Origin of the sequence: Wolbachia endosymbiont (group A) of Lasioglossum fulvicorne (genome assembly GCF_964028605.1) — a bacterium.
Classification (GTDB): Bacteria; Pseudomonadota; Alphaproteobacteria; order Rickettsiales; family Anaplasmataceae; genus Wolbachia.
Genome location: NZ_OZ034798.1, coordinates 871,843 through 887,708 on the forward strand (window position 1 = coordinate 871,843; position 15,866 = coordinate 887,708).

Sequence of the window (15,866 nt, forward strand, 5' to 3'; positions counted from 1 at the left end):
GAAGTCCGGATGTGATAAGATAAGGATAGACGATGATAAGGAGGTTGAGTGCCAGCAGCATATAGTTATGACTTAAGGAAAAAAGCAATGGAAGCGCTAGAGGAGGGAGGAAGCAGAGAAACAGTGGCAGCAAGATTTAAAATTGGACGAACTACTTTATGGGAGTGGCAGCAAAGAAGAAAAGAAACAGGAGACTTTCAATCAAAAAAACTTGGAAATGGAGGTTACAATCACAAAATTACCGACTGGGATGCCTTTGCTAAATTTGCCAGAGAAAACGGAGGAAAGACTCTGTCGGAAATGGCTAAACTTTGGGGCAACGTTAGTATCCAAACGATCCACCGAGCTCTCAGAAAAATTGGATTTACGCGCAAAAAAAGACATATGGATACAAGGAAAGAAACGAAGAAAAACGTGCTGAATTCTTAAAAATTATAGCAACAAAAGAACCAGAAAACTTAGTTTATATAGATGAGTCTGGCATTGATAACACAGAGGACTATCCATATGGGTATTGCCAGAAAGGACAGCGGTTTTATGGCCTAAAATCTGGAAAGAAAACTCAACGAATCAGTATGGTTGCAGCCTTAAGTAGAAGAAAGATAGTTGCTCCATTAACCTTTGAAGGCCACTGTAATATGGATGTTTTTAATGGATGGTTTGAGCAATTTTTGACACCGATCTTGGAACCTGGACAGACTGTCATTCTTGACAATGCTACTTTTCATAAGTCTGGTAAGATTATCGAGCTTGCTAGAGGAGTTGGTGCAGAAATTTTGTATCTGCCGCCGTATTCTCCAGATTTCAACAAAATTGAGCATCATTGGTTTGCTATAAAAAACAGAGCTAGGAAAAACATTCCTCTATTCGAATCATTTCGTCGTGCTGTTGATTCTGCCTTCCTATGACCTGTTCGGACTATTATGAGAAATGCTATATCTCTTAGTTTATTCCTTTCTTGAGATCATGTACAGGTTCTTAGAGCTCGGTGGATCGTTTGGATACTAACGTTGCCCCAAAGTTTAGCCATTTCCGACAGAGTCTTTCCTCCGTTTTCTCTGGCAAATTTAGCAAAGGCATCCCAGTCGGTGATTTTGTGATTGTAACCTCCATTTCCAAGTTTTTTTGATTGAAAGTCTCCTGTTTCTTTTCTTCTTTGCTGCCACTCCCATAAAGTAGTTCGTCCAATTTTAAATCTTGCTGCCACTGTTTCTCTGCTTCCTCCCTCCTCTAGCGCTTCCATTGCTTTTTTCCTTAAGTCATAACTATATGCTGCTGGCACTCAACCTCCTTATCATCGTCTATCCTTATCTTATCACATCCGGACTTCTATGAAAAGAGCTATAACTAATCATTGCTATCGATTGAAAATAACCCATAGCACTACTCATTTGCAATATATGACCAGCAGATATGTGAGCAATCTCATGTGCTAATATACCAAGCAGGACATAAGGTTTAGCCGAATATTGTAAAAGTCCTAAATGAATGAAAATACTGTTATTGTTAATTACAAAAGCATTAATCGAATTGTCATTAATTATAAAAACTTTTATTTGCTCATGATCAATATCCGCAGCAGAAAATAAAGGTTGCGCTAGCTCTTTCACTATTGCTTCCACTTCACTATCTCTAATAATGTTAATAGAGTAAGCATTATTATAATATGCAAAAAAGAATAATAAGGTCAAAAACTTAGCAACTCTAAACATGAAAATTCTGTGCTTGTATAATTTATAGGAATTCTATATTTTAACACTTAAATTATACAAATTTATAAACACTAGTTTAATTTTTTAACGTAACTGATAAGTTTGTCGATGGTAGTTAACTTAATTTTATGTTGTTCAGCAAATTTAAGTAACTGAGGTAAGCGCATCATAGAGCCATCATCATTCACTAATTCACAAATAACTGCTGAATGATCAAACCCTACTAACTTCGCCATTTCAACACTCGCTTCAGTATGACCAGCACGTTGTGCTACCCCACCTTTATGTGCAATTACAGGAAAAACATGACCTGGAGTTATGATGTCATCCTGAGTACCATCCTTGTTGATAGCAGCATGTATAGTTTTCGTTCTATCCTCTGCTGAAACACCGGTTGTAATGCCATAACGTGCATCAATTGATGTAGTAAATGCGGTATGATTTTCACCAATATTTTTCTTTTCCATAAAATTAAGGCCCAACCTTTTCATGTGAAATTTAGTCATTGCTAAGCAAACAACCCCTGTACCGTACCTAACCATAAAAGCCATATGTTCCGGCTTTATTTTCTCAGCTAAGACAATCAAATCGCCTTCATTTTCTCTATTTTCATCATCAACTAAAATGAATAATTTACCGGAACGAGCATCCTCTAATACATCTTCCACAGAAGAAATACCGGGTAGACTCATTGAAGCATAAGTGGCCTGTACCATAATAATTTACTTAAATTCAATCTTAACTATTTTATACAATTTCTCTCCATTTGGCACTGTCACTTCCACATATTCACCGACTTTTTTGCCGATTAAGGCACTCCCAAGTGGTGAACTAGCAGATATTAACTGCTTTGAAACATCAGCTTCATATTCACCTACAACCTTATAAACATATTCCACTTCACCGTTATTATCACTTAACATGCTTAATGTCACAGTTGCACCAAACATTACTGAATCACCAGACAAATTTTTTACTTCTATTATTTCCGCATGTGAGAGCTTACTTTCTATCTCCATTATACGGCCTTCAATAAAACCTAACCTTTCCCGTGCTGCATGATACTCTGCGTTTTCAGACAAATCACCTTGATCACGAGCATCAGAAATAGCCTGTATCACAGAAGGTTTTTCTTCCTTTAATTTTTCAAGTTCGGCTTGCATATTCTCAAAACCTTCCCTCGTCATAGGAAATTTATTAATAATGGATGAAGCCATAATCACCACCTAAACGCAATTAAATTGAGTAACGAAATTACTCACAATGTTAAAAACATCACCTTTTATATCATCACTCATGTCATTTGACAACTTTTTTAAAACCCCAGGGTGTACAGTATGAAAATAATTAATAAGATCATGTTCAAATTTATTAATGTAACTTATTTGTATTTTACTTAACTGATTATATAGGTTAGAAAAAATATACATCAGCACTACTTGCTCTTCTATTGACATAGGTAAATGTTGTTTTTGCTTTAATAACTCGACAAGATATTTACCCTTATTCAAGGATAATTGAACACTAGCATCAAGATCAGAACCAAATTTTGCAAAATCTTCTAATTCTCTATACTGAGCTAAGCTTAGCTTTATAGAACCAGCAACTTTCTTCACAGACTTTAGTTGTGCAGCAGAACCAACCCGTGAAACTGACAAACCTATGTTTACTGCAGGTCGAAACCCTTTATAAAATAATTCAGACTCAAGAAAGATCTGCCCATCGGTAATTGAAATAACATTTGTTGGCACATATGCAGATACATCACCAGCTTGAGTTTCGACAATTGGCAAAGCAGTTAAAGAACCCTGCCCTTTTTTATCAGACATTTTAGCAGCTCTTTCAAGCAAGCGAGAATGTACATAGAATATATCTCCAGGGTAAGCTTCACGACCAGGAGGACGTCTGAGCAATAAAGACATCTGCCTATATGCCACAGCATGCTTAGATAAATCATCATATATAATCAAACAATGCATTCCATTGTCACGGAAAAATTCCCCAATAGTGCAACCAGCATAAGGTGCTAAAAATTGCATAGGCGCGCAGTCAGATGCACTAGCCACAACTACAGTTGTATACTCTAATGCTCCGCTTTCTTTCAGCTTATTTACCACTTTTGCTACTGTTGAAATTTTTTGTCCAATAGCAACATAAACACAGTAAACTTTTTGATTTTCGTTTACCTCATCGTTAATCTTCTTCTGATTGATAATAGTATCAAGCGCAATAGTAGTTTTACCAATTTGTCTATCACCAATAATTAATTCACGCTGCCCTCTACCTATTGGAATTAGCAAATCTATAATTTTAATTCCTGTTTGCAGTGGCTCATGCACAGACTTACGATCAATAATGCCTGGCGCTTTAGATTCTATATCCATTCTGTTTTTGGCTCTAATTTCCCCACCGTCGTCTATAGGATGGCCCAACGCATTTACAACTCTCCCTAACAATTCATGCCCTACAGGCACCTGCACAACATCACCACTACATTTTACAACGTCTCCTTCTTTCACATCACGGTCATTACCAAGCACAACTATTCCAGCCGTATCATGATCTAAATCAAGAACTATTCCTTCTACACCGCTTGCAAAAAATACCTTTTCACCGAATTTTGCTTTTTCCAGCCCATAAACCAATGCGATACCATCTGTTACTGAAATTACTTCACCTATATTTTCCCGCTTTATAGGATTATCAAACGTCTCAACCTTTTCTCTTATTATACTTGCTATCTCAGAAACATTCATACTGTTCTTCATACAAAATTCCTTACTTTTAATATTTCCATTTTACTTAAGTCAACTAACCTATCCAAGTAACTTTTTAGCGAAGCATCGATCAAATTAAAACCATACCTAACTACGAAGCCACCTAGTATAGAAGAGTCAACCACATTGCTTACTTTTATTATTTTACCAAGAAAGCTCAAAGATTCAGTAATTATTTTTATATCAGATTCCTTTAAAGTTTCTGCTGACTTTATAGTAATCTCGAATTCATTTTCATTTTCTCTTGCAAGACTTAAGAATTTTTCTAATATAAGGATCAATAAACTAGAGCGTTTATTTGCAAATATAACCATAATAAATTTTACTAAATTCTCACTCAAGTGCTCATTTATAGAAAGCATCACTTCTTTTTTGTGTGCAAAAGAAATCATAGGATAGGATAGGTACACAAAAACATCACGTTGATCCTTAAAAAAAGCCAACAAAAATTCTACTTCTTTCCTTATAATACCTAACCTACTTCCTGAGACATGAAACAGCACTCTAGCGTAAGATGAAACTAAATTATTGTATTGGGTCTTTTTCATATTAAATCCAGTAAATCTAAATTAATTCAGCTACAAATCTTTCATTCTTCAATCCAAGCATTTTTTATATAAACAGGTCTTCTCTTTAAGGAAAGAAAATATAAATCATATCTGACTGAATAATCTAAAAAACTAAGGTTTTTACTTAAGAAACACTTAGAAGAATTTATAATAGACTGACATTGAAGATGAGATATCGGTATTTCTTTTCCAAGTAAACTTGTTTTAACTTCTATAAAAATCAGCTCCTTTTTTTTAGATACAATTAAGTCAATTTCACCGAACTTACAACGGTAACGGCGTTTTATAACATTATACCATTTCAGTTTTAAACATACTAAAACTAATAACTCGCCAAAGTAACCTACAAAGTAGCGTAACCTACTTACCATAAGAAGAACAATTATGATAACAATTAACTTTGTGTAACTACTTTGCCTCCTTCTTTATTTTTACTATAAACCTTACCTCTTGCTGCAATATCCCTATCAACCAGTTCTATCACTGCCATTGAAGCGCAATCACCCTTTCGAGTGCTAAATTTTATTATTCTAGAATACCCACCTTTACGATCTTGATAACGGCTGGCTAAGACGTTTAATAACTTATCAACTGCTAGCTTACTATTATGAAGGCGTGAAAGCAAAAGTCTTCTACCATGTAAAGTATTCTTATTCTTAGCAATTGTAATAAACTTTTCGACATATGGACGAAGTTCCTTAGCTTTTGGTAAAGTAGTTACAATCTGCTCATGGTTAATTAATGAGATAGATAGATTCTTTAACGTCGATAACCTATGTTCAGTGCAACGAGATAGTTTACGTTTTTTTATTCCATGTTTCATATATCACCTAATCTTCATCAGTATGTTGTTTAGCCAACTCATCTATATCCTTAGGCGGCCAGTTTAGCACATTCATACCCAAAGACAAGCCAAAATTAGTCAAAACTGCCTTAATCTCATTCAAAGACTTTCTACCAAAATTAGCAGTTCTTAACATTTCACCTTCTGTCTTTTGCACAAGATCACCTATATAAGTGATGTTTTCGTTTTTCAGACAGTTATGAGACCTGACAGATAATTCCATTTCATCTACCTTACGCAATAAGACAGGGTCATAACCCAAATCTTTAGCACCACTAGACGAAGAAACCTGCGATTTTTTATAACTTACATCAGAACTAATAAAGGGCTGAAGTTGCTCCCGCAATATTCTTGCAGCAGAGTCAACAGCTTGACTCGGAGAAATTGTACCATCAGTTTCAATTGACAATATCAGCTTATCCTTATCAGTCACTTGGCCAACACGACTGCTCTCTACCCTGTACGAAACCCTGTTGACAGGGCTATACAAAGCATTAACTGGAATAAAACCAATTAAATCCTGTTCACTCATAAGCTTCAAAAGTTCGTTTTCTTTATACTTAATTACAGGAAGATAACCTTTTCCGCTAGCCACATATATGGTCATGTTAAGCTCTACATTTTGCCCCAGCGTACATATTAATAAATCCTTATTAACAATAGAGCATTGATCATCAGTTTCTATCATCCCAGCTAATACCTGGCAAGGCCCTTTAGCGTTTAAATTTAAGCATTTATTAGAAGCACCATTTAATTTACACCTCAACATGCCCATATTTAACACTATATCAGTTACGTCTTCTCTCACCCCTTGAATTGAAGTGAACTCATGAGTTACACCTTCAATTTTTATTCCATAAACAGCACTACCTTTAAGAGAAGATAACATTACACGTCTTAATGCATTACCTAATGTTAAAGCAAAACCACTTTCCAACGGTTCTAGCACTATATCACTTTTTCCACTTGAATCATCTGATATTACCTTAACTGAACTAGGTTTAATCAATTTACCTAAATTGCTACAGAGAGAAACATCATCATTATAATACATAAAACAACCTTTTCAAATATCCTATACTCTTCTTTTTTTTCTTAACCTGCACCCATTATGAGGAATTGCGGTTTTATCTGCAATTGAAGTCACAGTCAACCCACAGCTCTGAAGTGCTTTAACCGCAGCTTCGGTACCAAAGCCAGGACCACGAATTATTACAGAGACAACCTTCATACCAAATCTCTCTATTGCATTCTTCGCAGCAGCCTCCGCAGCCTTACCTGCAGCATAAGGCGTGGATTTTCTCGAACCTGAAAAACCACATGCACCCACAGAAGTTTGACATAGCGTATTACCATGAACATCAGTTACATTTACAAAAGTACTATTAAAAGTTGCACGAATATGAACAACACCAGTAATAAACTCCTTTGTACTCTTACCAACCGTTTTGACTTTTTTCATTAAAACTCACAATAATAATAAATTTCATTTTTTCCCAGCAATAGGCAACCGAGATCTACCTTTACGAGTCTTAGCATTAGTATGAGTCCTTTGCCCTCTCACAGGTAAACCTTTTCTATGTCTCACTCCTCTATAGCATCCCATTTCCACTAAAGATTTTATGTTCATAGCCACTTCTTTTCTGAGCTCACCTTCTATAACATAATTTTGTCTAATGAAACTGCTGACCTTTTCTATATCTTCATCTCGTAATTCTGAAACACGTTTGCGCTTATCAACTTCGCAAGCGTGACAAATTACATTCGCAGTAGCAATACCTATACCATATATATAAGTTAATGCAAAAGGAACACATTTCCTCACTGGAATATTTATGCCTGCAACACGTGCCACTGGTACCTCGATACTTTATTAATAACAACTCTTAATTTATACCATAAAACAACTCAGAGTCAAACCAAATTACAAGAAATTTTACTTTCAATCTCTTGCATTACCTCATCAACACTCAAATTAGCATCAATTGTTAATAATTTGCCTTTATAATACTCGCGTAAACCTTTCATTTGAAGGTGATATTCACTTATTCTCTTATTAATTGCAGACATATCAGCATCATCAATTCTTTTCTCTAACCTCGTACTTTTACATTTAGCACAAGTAGTACTCTTAAAAGAAGATACACTATATATGCTTTTACAGTCCAAACACGCGAGACGATTTTTTAATCTATCGATTGCAATATTATCGTCAAGCTGCAGCTCAACCACAATATCAACATCCCTATTATATTTTTCTTGCAAAACTTGAGTTAAAAAATGAGCCTGGTTTAAATTTCTCGGAAAACCATCTAATAAGCAATTACCATCCACTAATGCAAGCTGGTCACGTAATAATCCACATATAATTTCATCTTGAATTAAATTACCAGATTCCACGGTACCCTTTATTTTTTCACCTAACTCACTACTGCTAGATATAATATTCCTTAATAAATCCCCTACTGAAATTAATTTTAAATTATATTTTGCTATTAACAAGCTCGACTGAGTACCTTTACCAGAACCTGGAGGACCAAAAATTGTAATGATCATCTTACTTTCCTCGTTTTAGACTCATATTTCTTTATCCAACTGTCGTACCTATTTGAAAAAATATAAGATTGTATTTGCATAATAGTATCAGTAATAACGTTCACTATAATCAGTAAGCTCGTCCCACCAAAAATAAATGGTATATCATAATAATATCTCATAACTTCAGGTACAGTACATATGACTACCAAATACGCAGAGCCAATGAATGTCAACTTAAAAACTACATCTTGAAGGTAATCAGAAGTATGTTTCCCAGGCCTTCTACCAGGTATAAAACCACCATTTTTTTTAAGAAAATCTGCGTTTTCCTCTGGATTAAATATAAAATTGGTATAGAAAAAATTAAAAAATACTATCAGCATCAAATAGGCTACAATATATACTACTTTATTTGCCATAAAGTAATTCAAAATAAAATCAGAAAAAGCGTGCCCCTTATAGAAATTTGCAATTGAAATAGGTGTCAATAAAATTGCATTAGCAAAAATGGTTGGTACTACACCAGATAAATTAATCTTCAATGGAATATAAGTAAAATCGTCATTACGTAATCTTTTAAATTGCTTTTTAGGATGTTGAACAATAACCTTCCTATAAGAAGACTCTACAAAAATGACTAAGAGTAGCAGCAAAAAAAACAATACCAAAACAAAAAGGATAATAAATAACGATACGCTACCGTTTTTATTTAACGTTAACAAAGATGACAAAGCGCTGTGTAACTCTGATATTATGCCCGTGAAAATGATTAATGAGATACCATTGCCTATACCACTAGCGCTGATTCGTTCACCAAGCCATATTAAAAGCATAGTTCCACCTAAAAGGCTGAAAACACCTATTGTACGAAACATAACACCAGGTTCGATTACAACCAATACCCCTTCCCTATTCATCCCTTCCAATCCAACCAAAATTGGAATTGATTGAAATACACAAATTACTATGGTCAGATAGCGTATATAAGAATTCATCTTTCTACGGCCTGACTCTCCATCATTCTTAACTTCCTTCACTCCTTTAATCGCAGAAGAAAGTAACTGAATAATGATAGAAGCCATTATATATGGCATAACGTTCAATGCTAGAATTGTCATTCTAGCCAATGCACCACCAGAAAATAAATTAAATACTCCAAAAACGCCTGAGCCCTCTTTGGGAAATATATCATTAATCACATCAAGATTAATTCCAGGAATAGGCACATAAGTACCCAAGCGATAGCAAATTAAAGCTATTAGCGTAAAAAATATACGCTTTAATAAATCACCTTTATATAACAACGTAGGATCCAAGCTATTAAATGCGGATTTACTGCTCATGATTTATGATAGTATTTCCACACTACCACCAACTGAAGCTACAGATTTTTTTGCAGCTTCTGACGCAAAATCAACGTGAAACACAAATTTTTCGCTCAACTTACCTTTATTAAGAAGTTTAATTTTATCCTTAATAGACTTTACAAAACCTAATTTATACAGCTTCTCCTTATCTATAACAGAGTCTTTCACTATTTTTTTAGCTTCCATTAAGCGCTGTATATCGCCAACATTAATTATAGAGTATATGTTCCTACGTATAGGCTTAAAACCTCTTTTAGGCAAACGAGTATATATAGACTGTTGTCCACCCTCAAAACCATTTATGGAAACTCCACTTCTAGCCTTTTGCCCTTTATGCCCTCTACCGGATGTTTTACCTTTACCACAACCGATACCTCTACCCAGCAACTTAGGCTTCTTTTTCTTAGATAATTTAGTAAATATAGAGTTTAATTTTACAGCATTATTCATACTTTACCTGTTTCCAACTATCTCGCTAATCTTCTTGCCTCTTTTGCTTGCTACCTGACGAGGAGATAACATACTATCAAAAGCCTTAAACACCGCACATATAACGTTATGAGGATTATTTGATCTAGTGGATTTAGCTACCACATCCTTTATACCTAACACCTCAAAAACTGATCTAATCGCTCCACCAGCAATAATACCTGTTCCGGCTCTTGCGGTTCTTAAAACTATCTCACCAGAACAAAATTTAGCTTTAATATCATGATGCAAAGTTCTACCTTCACGCAAGTACACTCTAATCATCGATTTCTTTGCAGCATTTACAGCTTTGACTCTTGCTTCAGCAACTTCTGCGTGCTTACCTATTCCACACCCTACCCTACCCTTCTCATCGCCAACAACAACCAAAATTGAAAATGAAAATCTTCTACCACCTTTGGTAACCGTTGTCACTCTTCGTACCGAAACTAAAAGCTCTGATAAATCATTATTATTTTGTAAATTCTTTATAGCCATATTCAAAACCTTCTAAAATTCAAATCCAGAACTTCTTAAAGCCTCAGCAAATTGAGAAACTAATCCTGTATATTTATACGCTCCACGATCAAACGTAAGCTGCTGCTCTAATTTCATGCCAGACAGACGCTCAACCATTAAAGAAGAAACCTGTTTTATAGTTTCAGCGTTGACTTTCCCTTTACATACATCCTTAATTTTAGCATCCAAAGTAGAAGCTGAAGTGAGAGTTACTCCTTTTACATCATTAATTAACTGGACATAAAAATGCCTATTAGATTTAAATATGGATATACGTAAACGTTCAGCGCTCTTGTCAAGCTTCGCTCTATTACGTAACTTCCTTTTTTCAGAATTACTTAAAAAATTATACGATCTTTTCATTTTTATTACTTCTTTTTACTTACAACCTTACGCAGCATAAATTTGCCTTTTATTACAACACCCTTACCTTTGTAAGGATCATATTTTCTAATTTTGCATATATCAGACGCCACCATATAGACCTTCTGCTTATCCATACCACTAACTACTAAGTGAGTTGGCTTTATGCACTTAATCTCAACATCTTTAGGCACTTTATATTTAACATTATGGCTATAACCAAGATACAAAGTCAAATACTTACCATCACACTCTGCCTTATATCCCACACCGTTAATCTCAAGATTAACAGAAAAACCATCAACCATGCCGTTAATGATATTATTAATATTACTCCTATAAGTGCCCCACATAGGCTTTATTTTATCATAATTATCTTTATCTTGATCAACAGAAAGCAATAGCTGATTATCAATAATCTGACACACAACATCCCTGATCAAGCTAACTTCTTTTTCAGCCTTAGCACTCTTTATTAACATACTAGCATTATTATATTCAACTGAAACACCAGCAGGAATATTGATAGGAGCAGCACCTATACGAGACATGAATTTCTCCTATTATTTAAAACACACGACACAAAACTTCTCCACCAACCTTTAACTTATGTGCATTATAATCAGTCATCACTCCTTTGGGTGTCGATATAATAAAAATACCAAGACCGTTATATGCTTTAGAAATGTCCTTATATTTAGAATAACGACGACAACCAGGCTTTGACACCCTAACTATGTCACTAATTACAGGTGACTTCTCATAATACTTCAATTTTACAATGAAAGAAGGTAAATTATCTACCACTTGCTTTTCATAATCAAGAATATACCCTTCCTCTTTTAAAATCTCCAATATAGAAGAATTCATCTTAGAAAATAGTACCCTTGTTGCCCTATGCATTGCCAATTGAGCATTACGTATCCTTGTCAAAAAATCACCAATACTATCAGATAACGCCACAATATACTCCTTATATTATATTTACCAACTAGACTTTGTAACTCCTGGAACTTGCCCAAAAGAACATAAATCACGCAAAACAATTCTACATAAACCAAATTTTCTATATACTCCTCTTGGTCTCCCAGTTAAAGCACACCTATTTCTAATTTTGGTTTTAGAAGAATTTCTAGGCAATTTTTTAATTAATTTATTTTGAGCTGTAAACCTTTCTACAATAGACAAATTCTTATTATTTATTATAGATTTCAATTTTTCTCTTTTTTCTTTATATTGATCGCACAACTTTATTCTGCGAAGATTTCTTTCTATCATAGATTTTTTTGCCATATATTTCTCCTCTCAATTAATCAAAAAAAGGAAATTTAAGAGCCAGTAATAATTCCTTTGCTTCCTTATCACTAACTGCACTTGTTATAATATTAATATCCATACCTCTAATTTTACTTATTTTATCATAGTCTATTTCTAAAAACGAGATATGTTCCTTTATACCAAAGGAAAAATTACCATTACCGTCAAATTGCTTCACACTAAATCCTCTAAAATCTTTTTCCCTTGGCAAAGCAATATATATCAATCTTTCTAAAAACTCATACATTTTATCTCTACGCAAAGTTACTTTGCAACCTACTGTAGCACCTTTTCTGATCTTGAAGCCAGAAATAGATTTTTTTGCAAAAGTTGATAAAGGCTTCTGCCCAGCAATCAAATACAGGCTATCAAGTGGTTCATTTATTGCTTTACTATCTGTAGCAGCATCTCCAACGCCCATATTGATACACACCTTGACAAGTTTAGGCACTTGCATTATATTGCCGTAATTAAACTTATCCTTCAAGGACTTTACTATGCTATCTTTATACAATTCTTTAAACATATCAACCTAATCTATCACTTCTCCAGAAACTTTTGCAAAACGCACTTTTCTACCGTCTATAACCTTAAACCCCACTCTAGTTGAAGTTTTATATTTAGGGTCCAGTGTTGCAACGTTGGATATATCAATAGCTAACTCTTTATTTAATATACCACCACTACTACCAGCTTTTGGTTTAGTATGTCTCTTATGCACATTCACTCCAGAAACAATTACTTTCTTTTTAGCATCACGTGCTATAACTTTGATTACCTTACCAATTCTTCCCTTATCTCTACCAGTTAAAACTATAACGTCGTCACCACTTTTTATTTTAGCACTCATTATAAAACCTCAACAGCTAATGACATTATCTTCATAAAAGAACCAGATGATAACTTTTTTACCGGACCAAACACCCGAGTGCCAAGTGGTTCACCTTGATCGTTAATCAAAACTACAGCATTGCTAGAAAAACGAATTACAGAACCATCAGATTTTCTAATAGGGCTTTTCACCCTCACCACAACTGCTCTATATACTTTTCCCTTCTCAACTTTCCCTCTTGGAGTAATAGATTTAGTAGATACAATAACTGTGTCACCTATAGATGCAGATTTTCTACCACCCAATAAACCAATACAAAGCACTGCACGCGCACCAGAATTATCAGCTACTTCCAATAATGTATTTTTTTGAATCATGTAAATATCCTATTCAATGTGAGCTATTAACAACAACCCATTTTTTAGTAGTAGAAATAGGCTTGTGTTCTTGTATTAAAACCTTGTCCCCTTCTTTACAACTATTACTCTCATCATGTGCTGTATACTTCTTGTATTTTTTTATAACCTTTTTATACAGCTCATCCTTATACACTTGTAATACCGAAACCTTTACAGTCTTATCACACTTAGCCTTAGTTACAGTACCACAAAAAATCTTTTTAGGCATTCTTTTCCTCTCTTCTTCTTTTATTTAATGTAGTTAGAATACGAGCTATGCTCTTTTTTATTAAGCTAAAACGCGAAATATCGTTACACTGGCCCAGTTTCTTTTGAAAAACCAAATTAACAAACTCTTTTCTCAAATTCACAAGAATTTCATGCAATTCTTGTGAAGACCTCGATTCAATGTCAGCTATATCCATTGCAACTCCATTTAATTATGATTAGATACAAATTTACACTTCATAGGAAGCTTAGCAGTTGCCTTTTCAAGCGCCAATCTTGCTAAATGCATGGGAACATCACTGCTAATTTCAAACAATATTCTACCGGGCTTAGCTTTAAATACCCAAAACTCAACACTACCTTTCCCTTTACCCATACGCACATCCGCCGGCTTTTTACTAACAGGGGTATCAGGAAAAATTCTTATCCACACTTTACCAGAGCGTTTTAATGTTCTAGATATTACACGCCTTGCAGTTTCAATATGTTTAGATTGAATCCTACCAGCTTCCATAGCCTTTAGACCATAATCTCCAAAAGATAGCGTACTACCACCTTTCGTGTTACCCTTAATTCGTCCTTTAAATACTTTTTTATATTTACTTTTTTTGGGAACAAACATTTCAATATACCTAATTAGTTACCAATATATACCCAGACCTTAACTCCTATGATGCCATATATAGTTTTTGCTTCAGCAAAAGCATAATCTATATTAGCACGTAAAGTATGCAAAGGCAAACGGCCTTCTTTATACCACTCAGTACGAGCTATCTCAGCTCCGCCAAGGCGCCCAGAACAACTTACTTTAATACCTCTAGCACCCATCCTCAAACAACTTTGAATAGCTTTTTTCATCGCTCTTCTAAATGAAACCCTTTTTTCTAACTGCTGTGCAATGCTGTTTGATATTAAAACTGCATCTATTTCAGACCTTTTAACCCCTACTACATTCACTTCCACATTATTTTTTACTTTTTCAGCTATCTTTTGCTTTATCTTCTCAATATCCGAGCCCCTCTTACCTATTATCACTCCAGGTCTAGAAGAATGTATTATTACAGACACCAAATCGATCGTACGCTCTATAATTACTTTAGAAACACCAGCATGCTTAAAAGATTCATTTATATAACTGCGAATAGATAAATCTTGATGCAGCCCTTGTTTATAACCCTTCTCAGCATACCAAACAGATGACCAAGCATTAATTATTTTTAACCTAAATCCTTTAGGATTAACGTTTCCCATACTTTTGCACTTTCCTTATTAATTTTCTATTTTTATGAATCATATAATTTCCCCCAATTTTACAGTTATATTACTATAACGTTTACTAACTCTATTAGCTCTACCCATAGCTTTTGGACATACCCTACGCAAAGTAAGAGACTTACCTATTAAAATTTCTTTTATATATAAATTATCGATGTCCAATCCATAATTATATTGAGCATCAGCAATCGCAGAATTTAATACCTTCCTTATAAGACCCGCAGCTTTTTTTTCGCAAAATCTTAATTGCACGGTGGCAAAAGAAACTTTTTTATTACGTACTAAACCAGCAACCAAATTCAATTTACGAGGAGTTGATTTTAAAACCCTAGAACCAGCTTTAACTATTACATCTCTGTTTTTCATATCAATTACCTTCTTGTCGCCTTTTTATCACCACTATGCCCAGTAAATTTACGAGTGGGCGAAAATTCACCAAACTTATGACCTATCATATTCTGATCATTAGCATTAACAGGAATGTAATCCTTACCATTATAAACAGCAAACTTTAAACCTAAACAATTAGGAAGAATTACAGAAGCCCTAGAATGAACTTTTATAGCCATGTTAACAAACCCCTTGTTTAAAGCATTATTCACCGACTTTAATATAGAAGGATGACAAAAAGGAGGCTTCCACGCAGATCTACTCATAAA

27 protein-coding genes and 2 pseudogenes are annotated in these 15,866 nt (G+C 34.5%); 1 reads left to right on the forward strand and 28 read right to left on the reverse strand.

From position 1 onward, the window contains the following. Nucleotides 1–48 precede the first annotated feature (48 nt). Nucleotides 49–908 (forward strand): IS630 family transposase gene (locus ABWU71_RS04710; protein WP_353284076.1). Its coding sequence is split into 2 segments (ribosomal slippage): nt 49–373 and nt 373–908, totalling 861 coding nucleotides; the frame shifts between segments, so codons are not numbered across the junction. 68 nt (nt 909–976) lie between these two features. Here ABWU71_RS04710 and ABWU71_RS04715 read toward each other — a convergent pair. From ABWU71_RS04715 to rpsS, 28 genes and pseudogenes are all read right to left on the reverse strand, one after another. Further along, nucleotides 977–1,282 (reverse strand): annotated as a pseudogene (locus ABWU71_RS04715) (IS630 transposase-related protein); the annotation flags it as partial. A 61-nt stretch (nt 1,283–1,343) separates the two neighbouring features. After that, nucleotides 1,344–1,712 (reverse strand): annotated as a pseudogene (locus tag ABWU71_RS04720) (M48 family metalloprotease); the annotation flags it as partial. Between the two features lie 71 nt (nt 1,713–1,783). After that, nucleotides 1,784–2,428, reverse strand: a complete 645-nt coding sequence (ribB, locus tag ABWU71_RS04725) for a 3,4-dihydroxy-2-butanone-4-phosphate synthase (protein WP_353274549.1) — start codon at nt 2,426–2,428, stop codon at nt 1,784–1,786. Between the two features lie 6 nt (nt 2,429–2,434). Beyond that, nucleotides 2,435–2,929 carry a transcription elongation factor GreA gene (greA, locus tag ABWU71_RS04730; protein ID WP_353284902.1) on the reverse strand — a complete coding sequence of 165 codons (495 nt, stop codon included), beginning with the start codon at nt 2,927–2,929 and terminating at the stop codon, nt 2,435–2,437. A gap of 9 nt (nt 2,930–2,938) precedes the next feature. Then, complete coding sequence (gene atpA / locus ABWU71_RS04735) at nt 2,939–4,480, reverse strand: F0F1 ATP synthase subunit alpha (protein ID WP_353284153.1); 1,542 nt, start codon at nt 4,478–4,480, stop codon at nt 2,939–2,941. Continuing rightward, nucleotides 4,477–5,037 (reverse strand): ATP synthase F1 subunit delta, encoded by a 561-nt coding sequence (atpH, locus tag ABWU71_RS04740; protein ID WP_353284154.1) that lies wholly within the window; start codon nt 5,035–5,037, stop codon nt 4,477–4,479. The genes atpA and atpH overlap by 4 nt, the downstream gene beginning before the upstream one ends. Before the next feature lie 41 nt (nt 5,038–5,078). Further along, on the reverse strand, nt 5,079–5,429 hold the full coding sequence (locus tag ABWU71_RS04745) for a YraN family protein (RefSeq protein WP_353284155.1): 351 nt from the start codon (nt 5,427–5,429) through the stop codon (nt 5,079–5,081). A gap of 23 nt (nt 5,430–5,452) precedes the next feature. Beyond that, nucleotides 5,453–5,881, reverse strand: coding sequence for a 50S ribosomal protein L17 (gene rplQ / locus ABWU71_RS04750; RefSeq protein WP_007550873.1), 429 nt, complete (start codon nt 5,879–5,881; stop codon nt 5,453–5,455). Nucleotides 5,882–5,888: 7 nt separating this feature from the next. Beyond that, complete coding sequence (locus ABWU71_RS04755) at nt 5,889–6,956, reverse strand: DNA-directed RNA polymerase subunit alpha (protein ID WP_353284156.1); 1,068 nt, start codon at nt 6,954–6,956, stop codon at nt 5,889–5,891. Between the two features lie 21 nt (nt 6,957–6,977). Then, nucleotides 6,978–7,364 (reverse strand): 30S ribosomal protein S11, encoded by a 387-nt coding sequence (gene rpsK / locus ABWU71_RS04760; RefSeq protein ID WP_353284157.1) that lies wholly within the window; start codon nt 7,362–7,364, stop codon nt 6,978–6,980. Nucleotides 7,365–7,388: 24 nt separating this feature from the next. Further along, the gene (gene rpsM / locus ABWU71_RS04765) at nt 7,389–7,757 is read right to left on the reverse strand and encodes a 30S ribosomal protein S13 (protein WP_353284158.1); all 369 of its coding nucleotides are present in this window, start codon (nt 7,755–7,757) and stop codon (nt 7,389–7,391) included. 59 nt (nt 7,758–7,816) lie between these two features. After that, nucleotides 7,817–8,458 (reverse strand): adenylate kinase family protein, encoded by a 642-nt coding sequence (locus ABWU71_RS04770; protein WP_353284159.1) that lies wholly within the window; start codon nt 8,456–8,458, stop codon nt 7,817–7,819. Then, a complete protein-coding gene (gene secY, locus ABWU71_RS04775; RefSeq protein WP_353284160.1) occupies nt 8,455–9,783 on the reverse strand; it encodes a preprotein translocase subunit SecY in 1,329 nt (442 codons plus the stop codon). The genes ABWU71_RS04770 and secY overlap by 4 nt, the downstream gene beginning before the upstream one ends. 3 nt (nt 9,784–9,786) lie before the next feature. Then, nucleotides 9,787–10,257: a 50S ribosomal protein L15 gene (gene rplO, locus ABWU71_RS04780; protein ID WP_353284161.1), complete on the reverse strand. Its 471-nt coding sequence runs from the start codon at nt 10,255–10,257 to the stop codon at nt 9,787–9,789. 3 nt (nt 10,258–10,260) lie between these two features. Beyond that, entirely contained in the window at nt 10,261–10,773 is a 513-nt protein-coding gene (rpsE, locus tag ABWU71_RS04785; protein ID WP_010962748.1) for a 30S ribosomal protein S5, read from the reverse strand. A 12-nt stretch (nt 10,774–10,785) separates the two neighbouring features. Next, nucleotides 10,786–11,157, reverse strand: a complete 372-nt coding sequence (rplR, locus tag ABWU71_RS04790; RefSeq protein WP_353274531.1) for a 50S ribosomal protein L18 — start codon at nt 11,155–11,157, stop codon at nt 10,786–10,788. Nucleotides 11,158–11,162: 5 nt separating this feature from the next. Then, nucleotides 11,163–11,708, reverse strand: a complete 546-nt coding sequence (gene rplF, locus ABWU71_RS04795) for a 50S ribosomal protein L6 (RefSeq protein WP_353284162.1) — start codon at nt 11,706–11,708, stop codon at nt 11,163–11,165. Nucleotides 11,709–11,724: 16 nt separating this feature from the next. Further along, nucleotides 11,725–12,120: a 30S ribosomal protein S8 gene (gene rpsH, locus ABWU71_RS04800; protein WP_007551150.1), complete on the reverse strand. Its 396-nt coding sequence runs from the start codon at nt 12,118–12,120 to the stop codon at nt 11,725–11,727. 21 nt (nt 12,121–12,141) lie between these two features. Then, nucleotides 12,142–12,450 carry a 30S ribosomal protein S14 gene (rpsN, locus tag ABWU71_RS04805; protein ID WP_064124653.1) on the reverse strand — a complete coding sequence of 103 codons (309 nt, stop codon included), beginning with the start codon at nt 12,448–12,450 and terminating at the stop codon, nt 12,142–12,144. A 16-nt stretch (nt 12,451–12,466) separates the two neighbouring features. Next, entirely contained in the window at nt 12,467–13,000 is a 534-nt protein-coding gene (rplE, locus tag ABWU71_RS04810; RefSeq protein ID WP_010962750.1) for a 50S ribosomal protein L5, read from the reverse strand. A 6-nt stretch (nt 13,001–13,006) separates the two neighbouring features. Beyond that, a complete protein-coding gene (gene rplX / locus ABWU71_RS04815; protein WP_410530422.1) occupies nt 13,007–13,324 on the reverse strand; it encodes a 50S ribosomal protein L24 in 318 nt (105 codons plus the stop codon). Further along, the gene (gene rplN / locus ABWU71_RS04820; protein ID WP_006279348.1) at nt 13,324–13,683 is read right to left on the reverse strand and encodes a 50S ribosomal protein L14; all 360 of its coding nucleotides are present in this window, start codon (nt 13,681–13,683) and stop codon (nt 13,324–13,326) included. The genes rplX and rplN overlap by 1 nt, the downstream gene beginning before the upstream one ends. A 13-nt stretch (nt 13,684–13,696) precedes the next feature. Beyond that, complete coding sequence (gene rpsQ / locus ABWU71_RS04825; RefSeq protein WP_353284163.1) at nt 13,697–13,933, reverse strand: 30S ribosomal protein S17; 237 nt, start codon at nt 13,931–13,933, stop codon at nt 13,697–13,699. Further along, nucleotides 13,926–14,129 carry a 50S ribosomal protein L29 gene (gene rpmC / locus ABWU71_RS04830; RefSeq protein WP_353284164.1) on the reverse strand — a complete coding sequence of 68 codons (204 nt, stop codon included), beginning with the start codon at nt 14,127–14,129 and terminating at the stop codon, nt 13,926–13,928. The genes rpsQ and rpmC overlap by 8 nt, the downstream gene beginning before the upstream one ends. 11 nt (nt 14,130–14,140) lie before the next feature. Further along, complete coding sequence (gene rplP, locus ABWU71_RS04835) at nt 14,141–14,554, reverse strand: 50S ribosomal protein L16 (RefSeq protein WP_353284165.1); 414 nt, start codon at nt 14,552–14,554, stop codon at nt 14,141–14,143. A 14-nt stretch (nt 14,555–14,568) separates the two neighbouring features. Further along, nucleotides 14,569–15,183, reverse strand: coding sequence for a 30S ribosomal protein S3 (gene rpsC / locus ABWU71_RS04840; protein ID WP_353284166.1), 615 nt, complete (start codon nt 15,181–15,183; stop codon nt 14,569–14,571). 39 nt (nt 15,184–15,222) lie between these two features. Next, nucleotides 15,223–15,573, reverse strand: coding sequence for a 50S ribosomal protein L22 (gene rplV / locus ABWU71_RS04845; protein ID WP_353284167.1), 351 nt, complete (start codon nt 15,571–15,573; stop codon nt 15,223–15,225). A gap of 5 nt (nt 15,574–15,578) precedes the next feature. Next, the gene (gene rpsS / locus ABWU71_RS04850) at nt 15,579–15,863 is read right to left on the reverse strand and encodes a 30S ribosomal protein S19 (RefSeq protein ID WP_353284168.1); all 285 of its coding nucleotides are present in this window, start codon (nt 15,861–15,863) and stop codon (nt 15,579–15,581) included. Between the last annotated feature and the right edge of the window lie 3 nt (nt 15,864–15,866).

Bases quoted from the DNA above. Each gene is read 5' to 3' on its own strand.
- atpH (WP_353284154.1), bottom strand. From the start codon at position 5,037: ATGAAAAAGACCCAATACAATAATTTAGTTTCATCTTACGCTAGAGTG.
- rplN (WP_006279348.1), bottom strand. From the start codon at position 13,683: ATGATTCAAAAAAATACATTATTGGAAGTAGCTGATAATTCTGGTGCG.
- ABWU71_RS04770 (WP_353284159.1), bottom strand. From the start codon at position 8,458: ATGATCATTACAATTTTTGGTCCTCCAGGTTCTGGTAAAGGTACTCAG.
- ABWU71_RS04745 (WP_353284155.1), bottom strand. From the start codon at position 5,429: ATGGTAAGTAGGTTACGCTACTTTGTAGGTTACTTTGGCGAGTTATTA.
- rplV (WP_353284167.1), bottom strand. From the start codon at position 15,573: ATGAAAAACAGAGATGTAATAGTTAAAGCTGGTTCTAGGGTTTTAAAA.
- rplE (WP_010962750.1), bottom strand. From the start codon at position 13,000: ATGTTTAAAGAATTGTATAAAGATAGCATAGTAAAGTCCTTGAAGGAT.
- rplO (WP_353284161.1), bottom strand. From the start codon at position 10,257: ATGAATAATGCTGTAAAATTAAACTCTATATTTACTAAATTATCTAAG.
- rpmC (WP_353284164.1), bottom strand. From the start codon at position 14,129: ATGGATATAGCTGACATTGAATCGAGGTCTTCACAAGAATTGCATGAA.
- rplQ (WP_007550873.1), bottom strand. From the start codon at position 5,881: ATGAAACATGGAATAAAAAAACGTAAACTATCTCGTTGCACTGAACAT.
- rpsS (WP_353284168.1), bottom strand. From the start codon at position 15,863: ATGAGTAGATCTGCGTGGAAGCCTCCTTTTTGTCATCCTTCTATATTA.
- rpsC (WP_353284166.1), bottom strand. From the start codon at position 15,183: ATGGGAAACGTTAATCCTAAAGGATTTAGGTTAAAAATAATTAATGCT.
- atpA (WP_353284153.1), bottom strand. From the start codon at position 4,480: ATGAAGAACAGTATGAATGTTTCTGAGATAGCAAGTATAATAAGAGAA.
- rpsN (WP_064124653.1), bottom strand. From the start codon at position 12,450: ATGGCAAAAAAATCTATGATAGAAAGAAATCTTCGCAGAATAAAGTTG.
- rpsE (WP_010962748.1), bottom strand. From the start codon at position 10,773: ATGGCTATAAAGAATTTACAAAATAATAATGATTTATCAGAGCTTTTA.
- rpsQ (WP_353284163.1), bottom strand. From the start codon at position 13,933: ATGCCTAAAAAGATTTTTTGTGGTACTGTAACTAAGGCTAAGTGTGAT.
- rplR (WP_353274531.1), bottom strand. From the start codon at position 11,157: ATGAAAAGATCGTATAATTTTTTAAGTAATTCTGAAAAAAGGAAGTTA.
- rpsK (WP_353284157.1), bottom strand. From the start codon at position 7,364: ATGAAAAAAGTCAAAACGGTTGGTAAGAGTACAAAGGAGTTTATTACT.
- ABWU71_RS04755 (WP_353284156.1), bottom strand. From the start codon at position 6,956: ATGTATTATAATGATGATGTTTCTCTCTGTAGCAATTTAGGTAAATTG.
- greA (WP_353284902.1), bottom strand. From the start codon at position 2,929: ATGGCTTCATCCATTATTAATAAATTTCCTATGACGAGGGAAGGTTTT.
- secY (WP_353284160.1), bottom strand. From the start codon at position 9,783: ATGAGCAGTAAATCCGCATTTAATAGCTTGGATCCTACGTTGTTATAT.
- rplF (WP_353284162.1), bottom strand. From the start codon at position 11,708: ATGTCTCGTATAGGTGCTGCTCCTATCAATATTCCTGCTGGTGTTTCA.
- rplX (WP_410530422.1), bottom strand. From the start codon at position 13,324: ATGAGTGCTAAAATAAAAAGTGGTGACGACGTTATAGTTTTAACTGGT.
- rplP (WP_353284165.1), bottom strand. From the start codon at position 14,554: ATGTTTGTTCCCAAAAAAAGTAAATATAAAAAAGTATTTAAAGGACGA.
- ribB (WP_353274549.1), bottom strand. From the start codon at position 2,428: ATGGTACAGGCCACTTATGCTTCAATGAGTCTACCCGGTATTTCTTCT.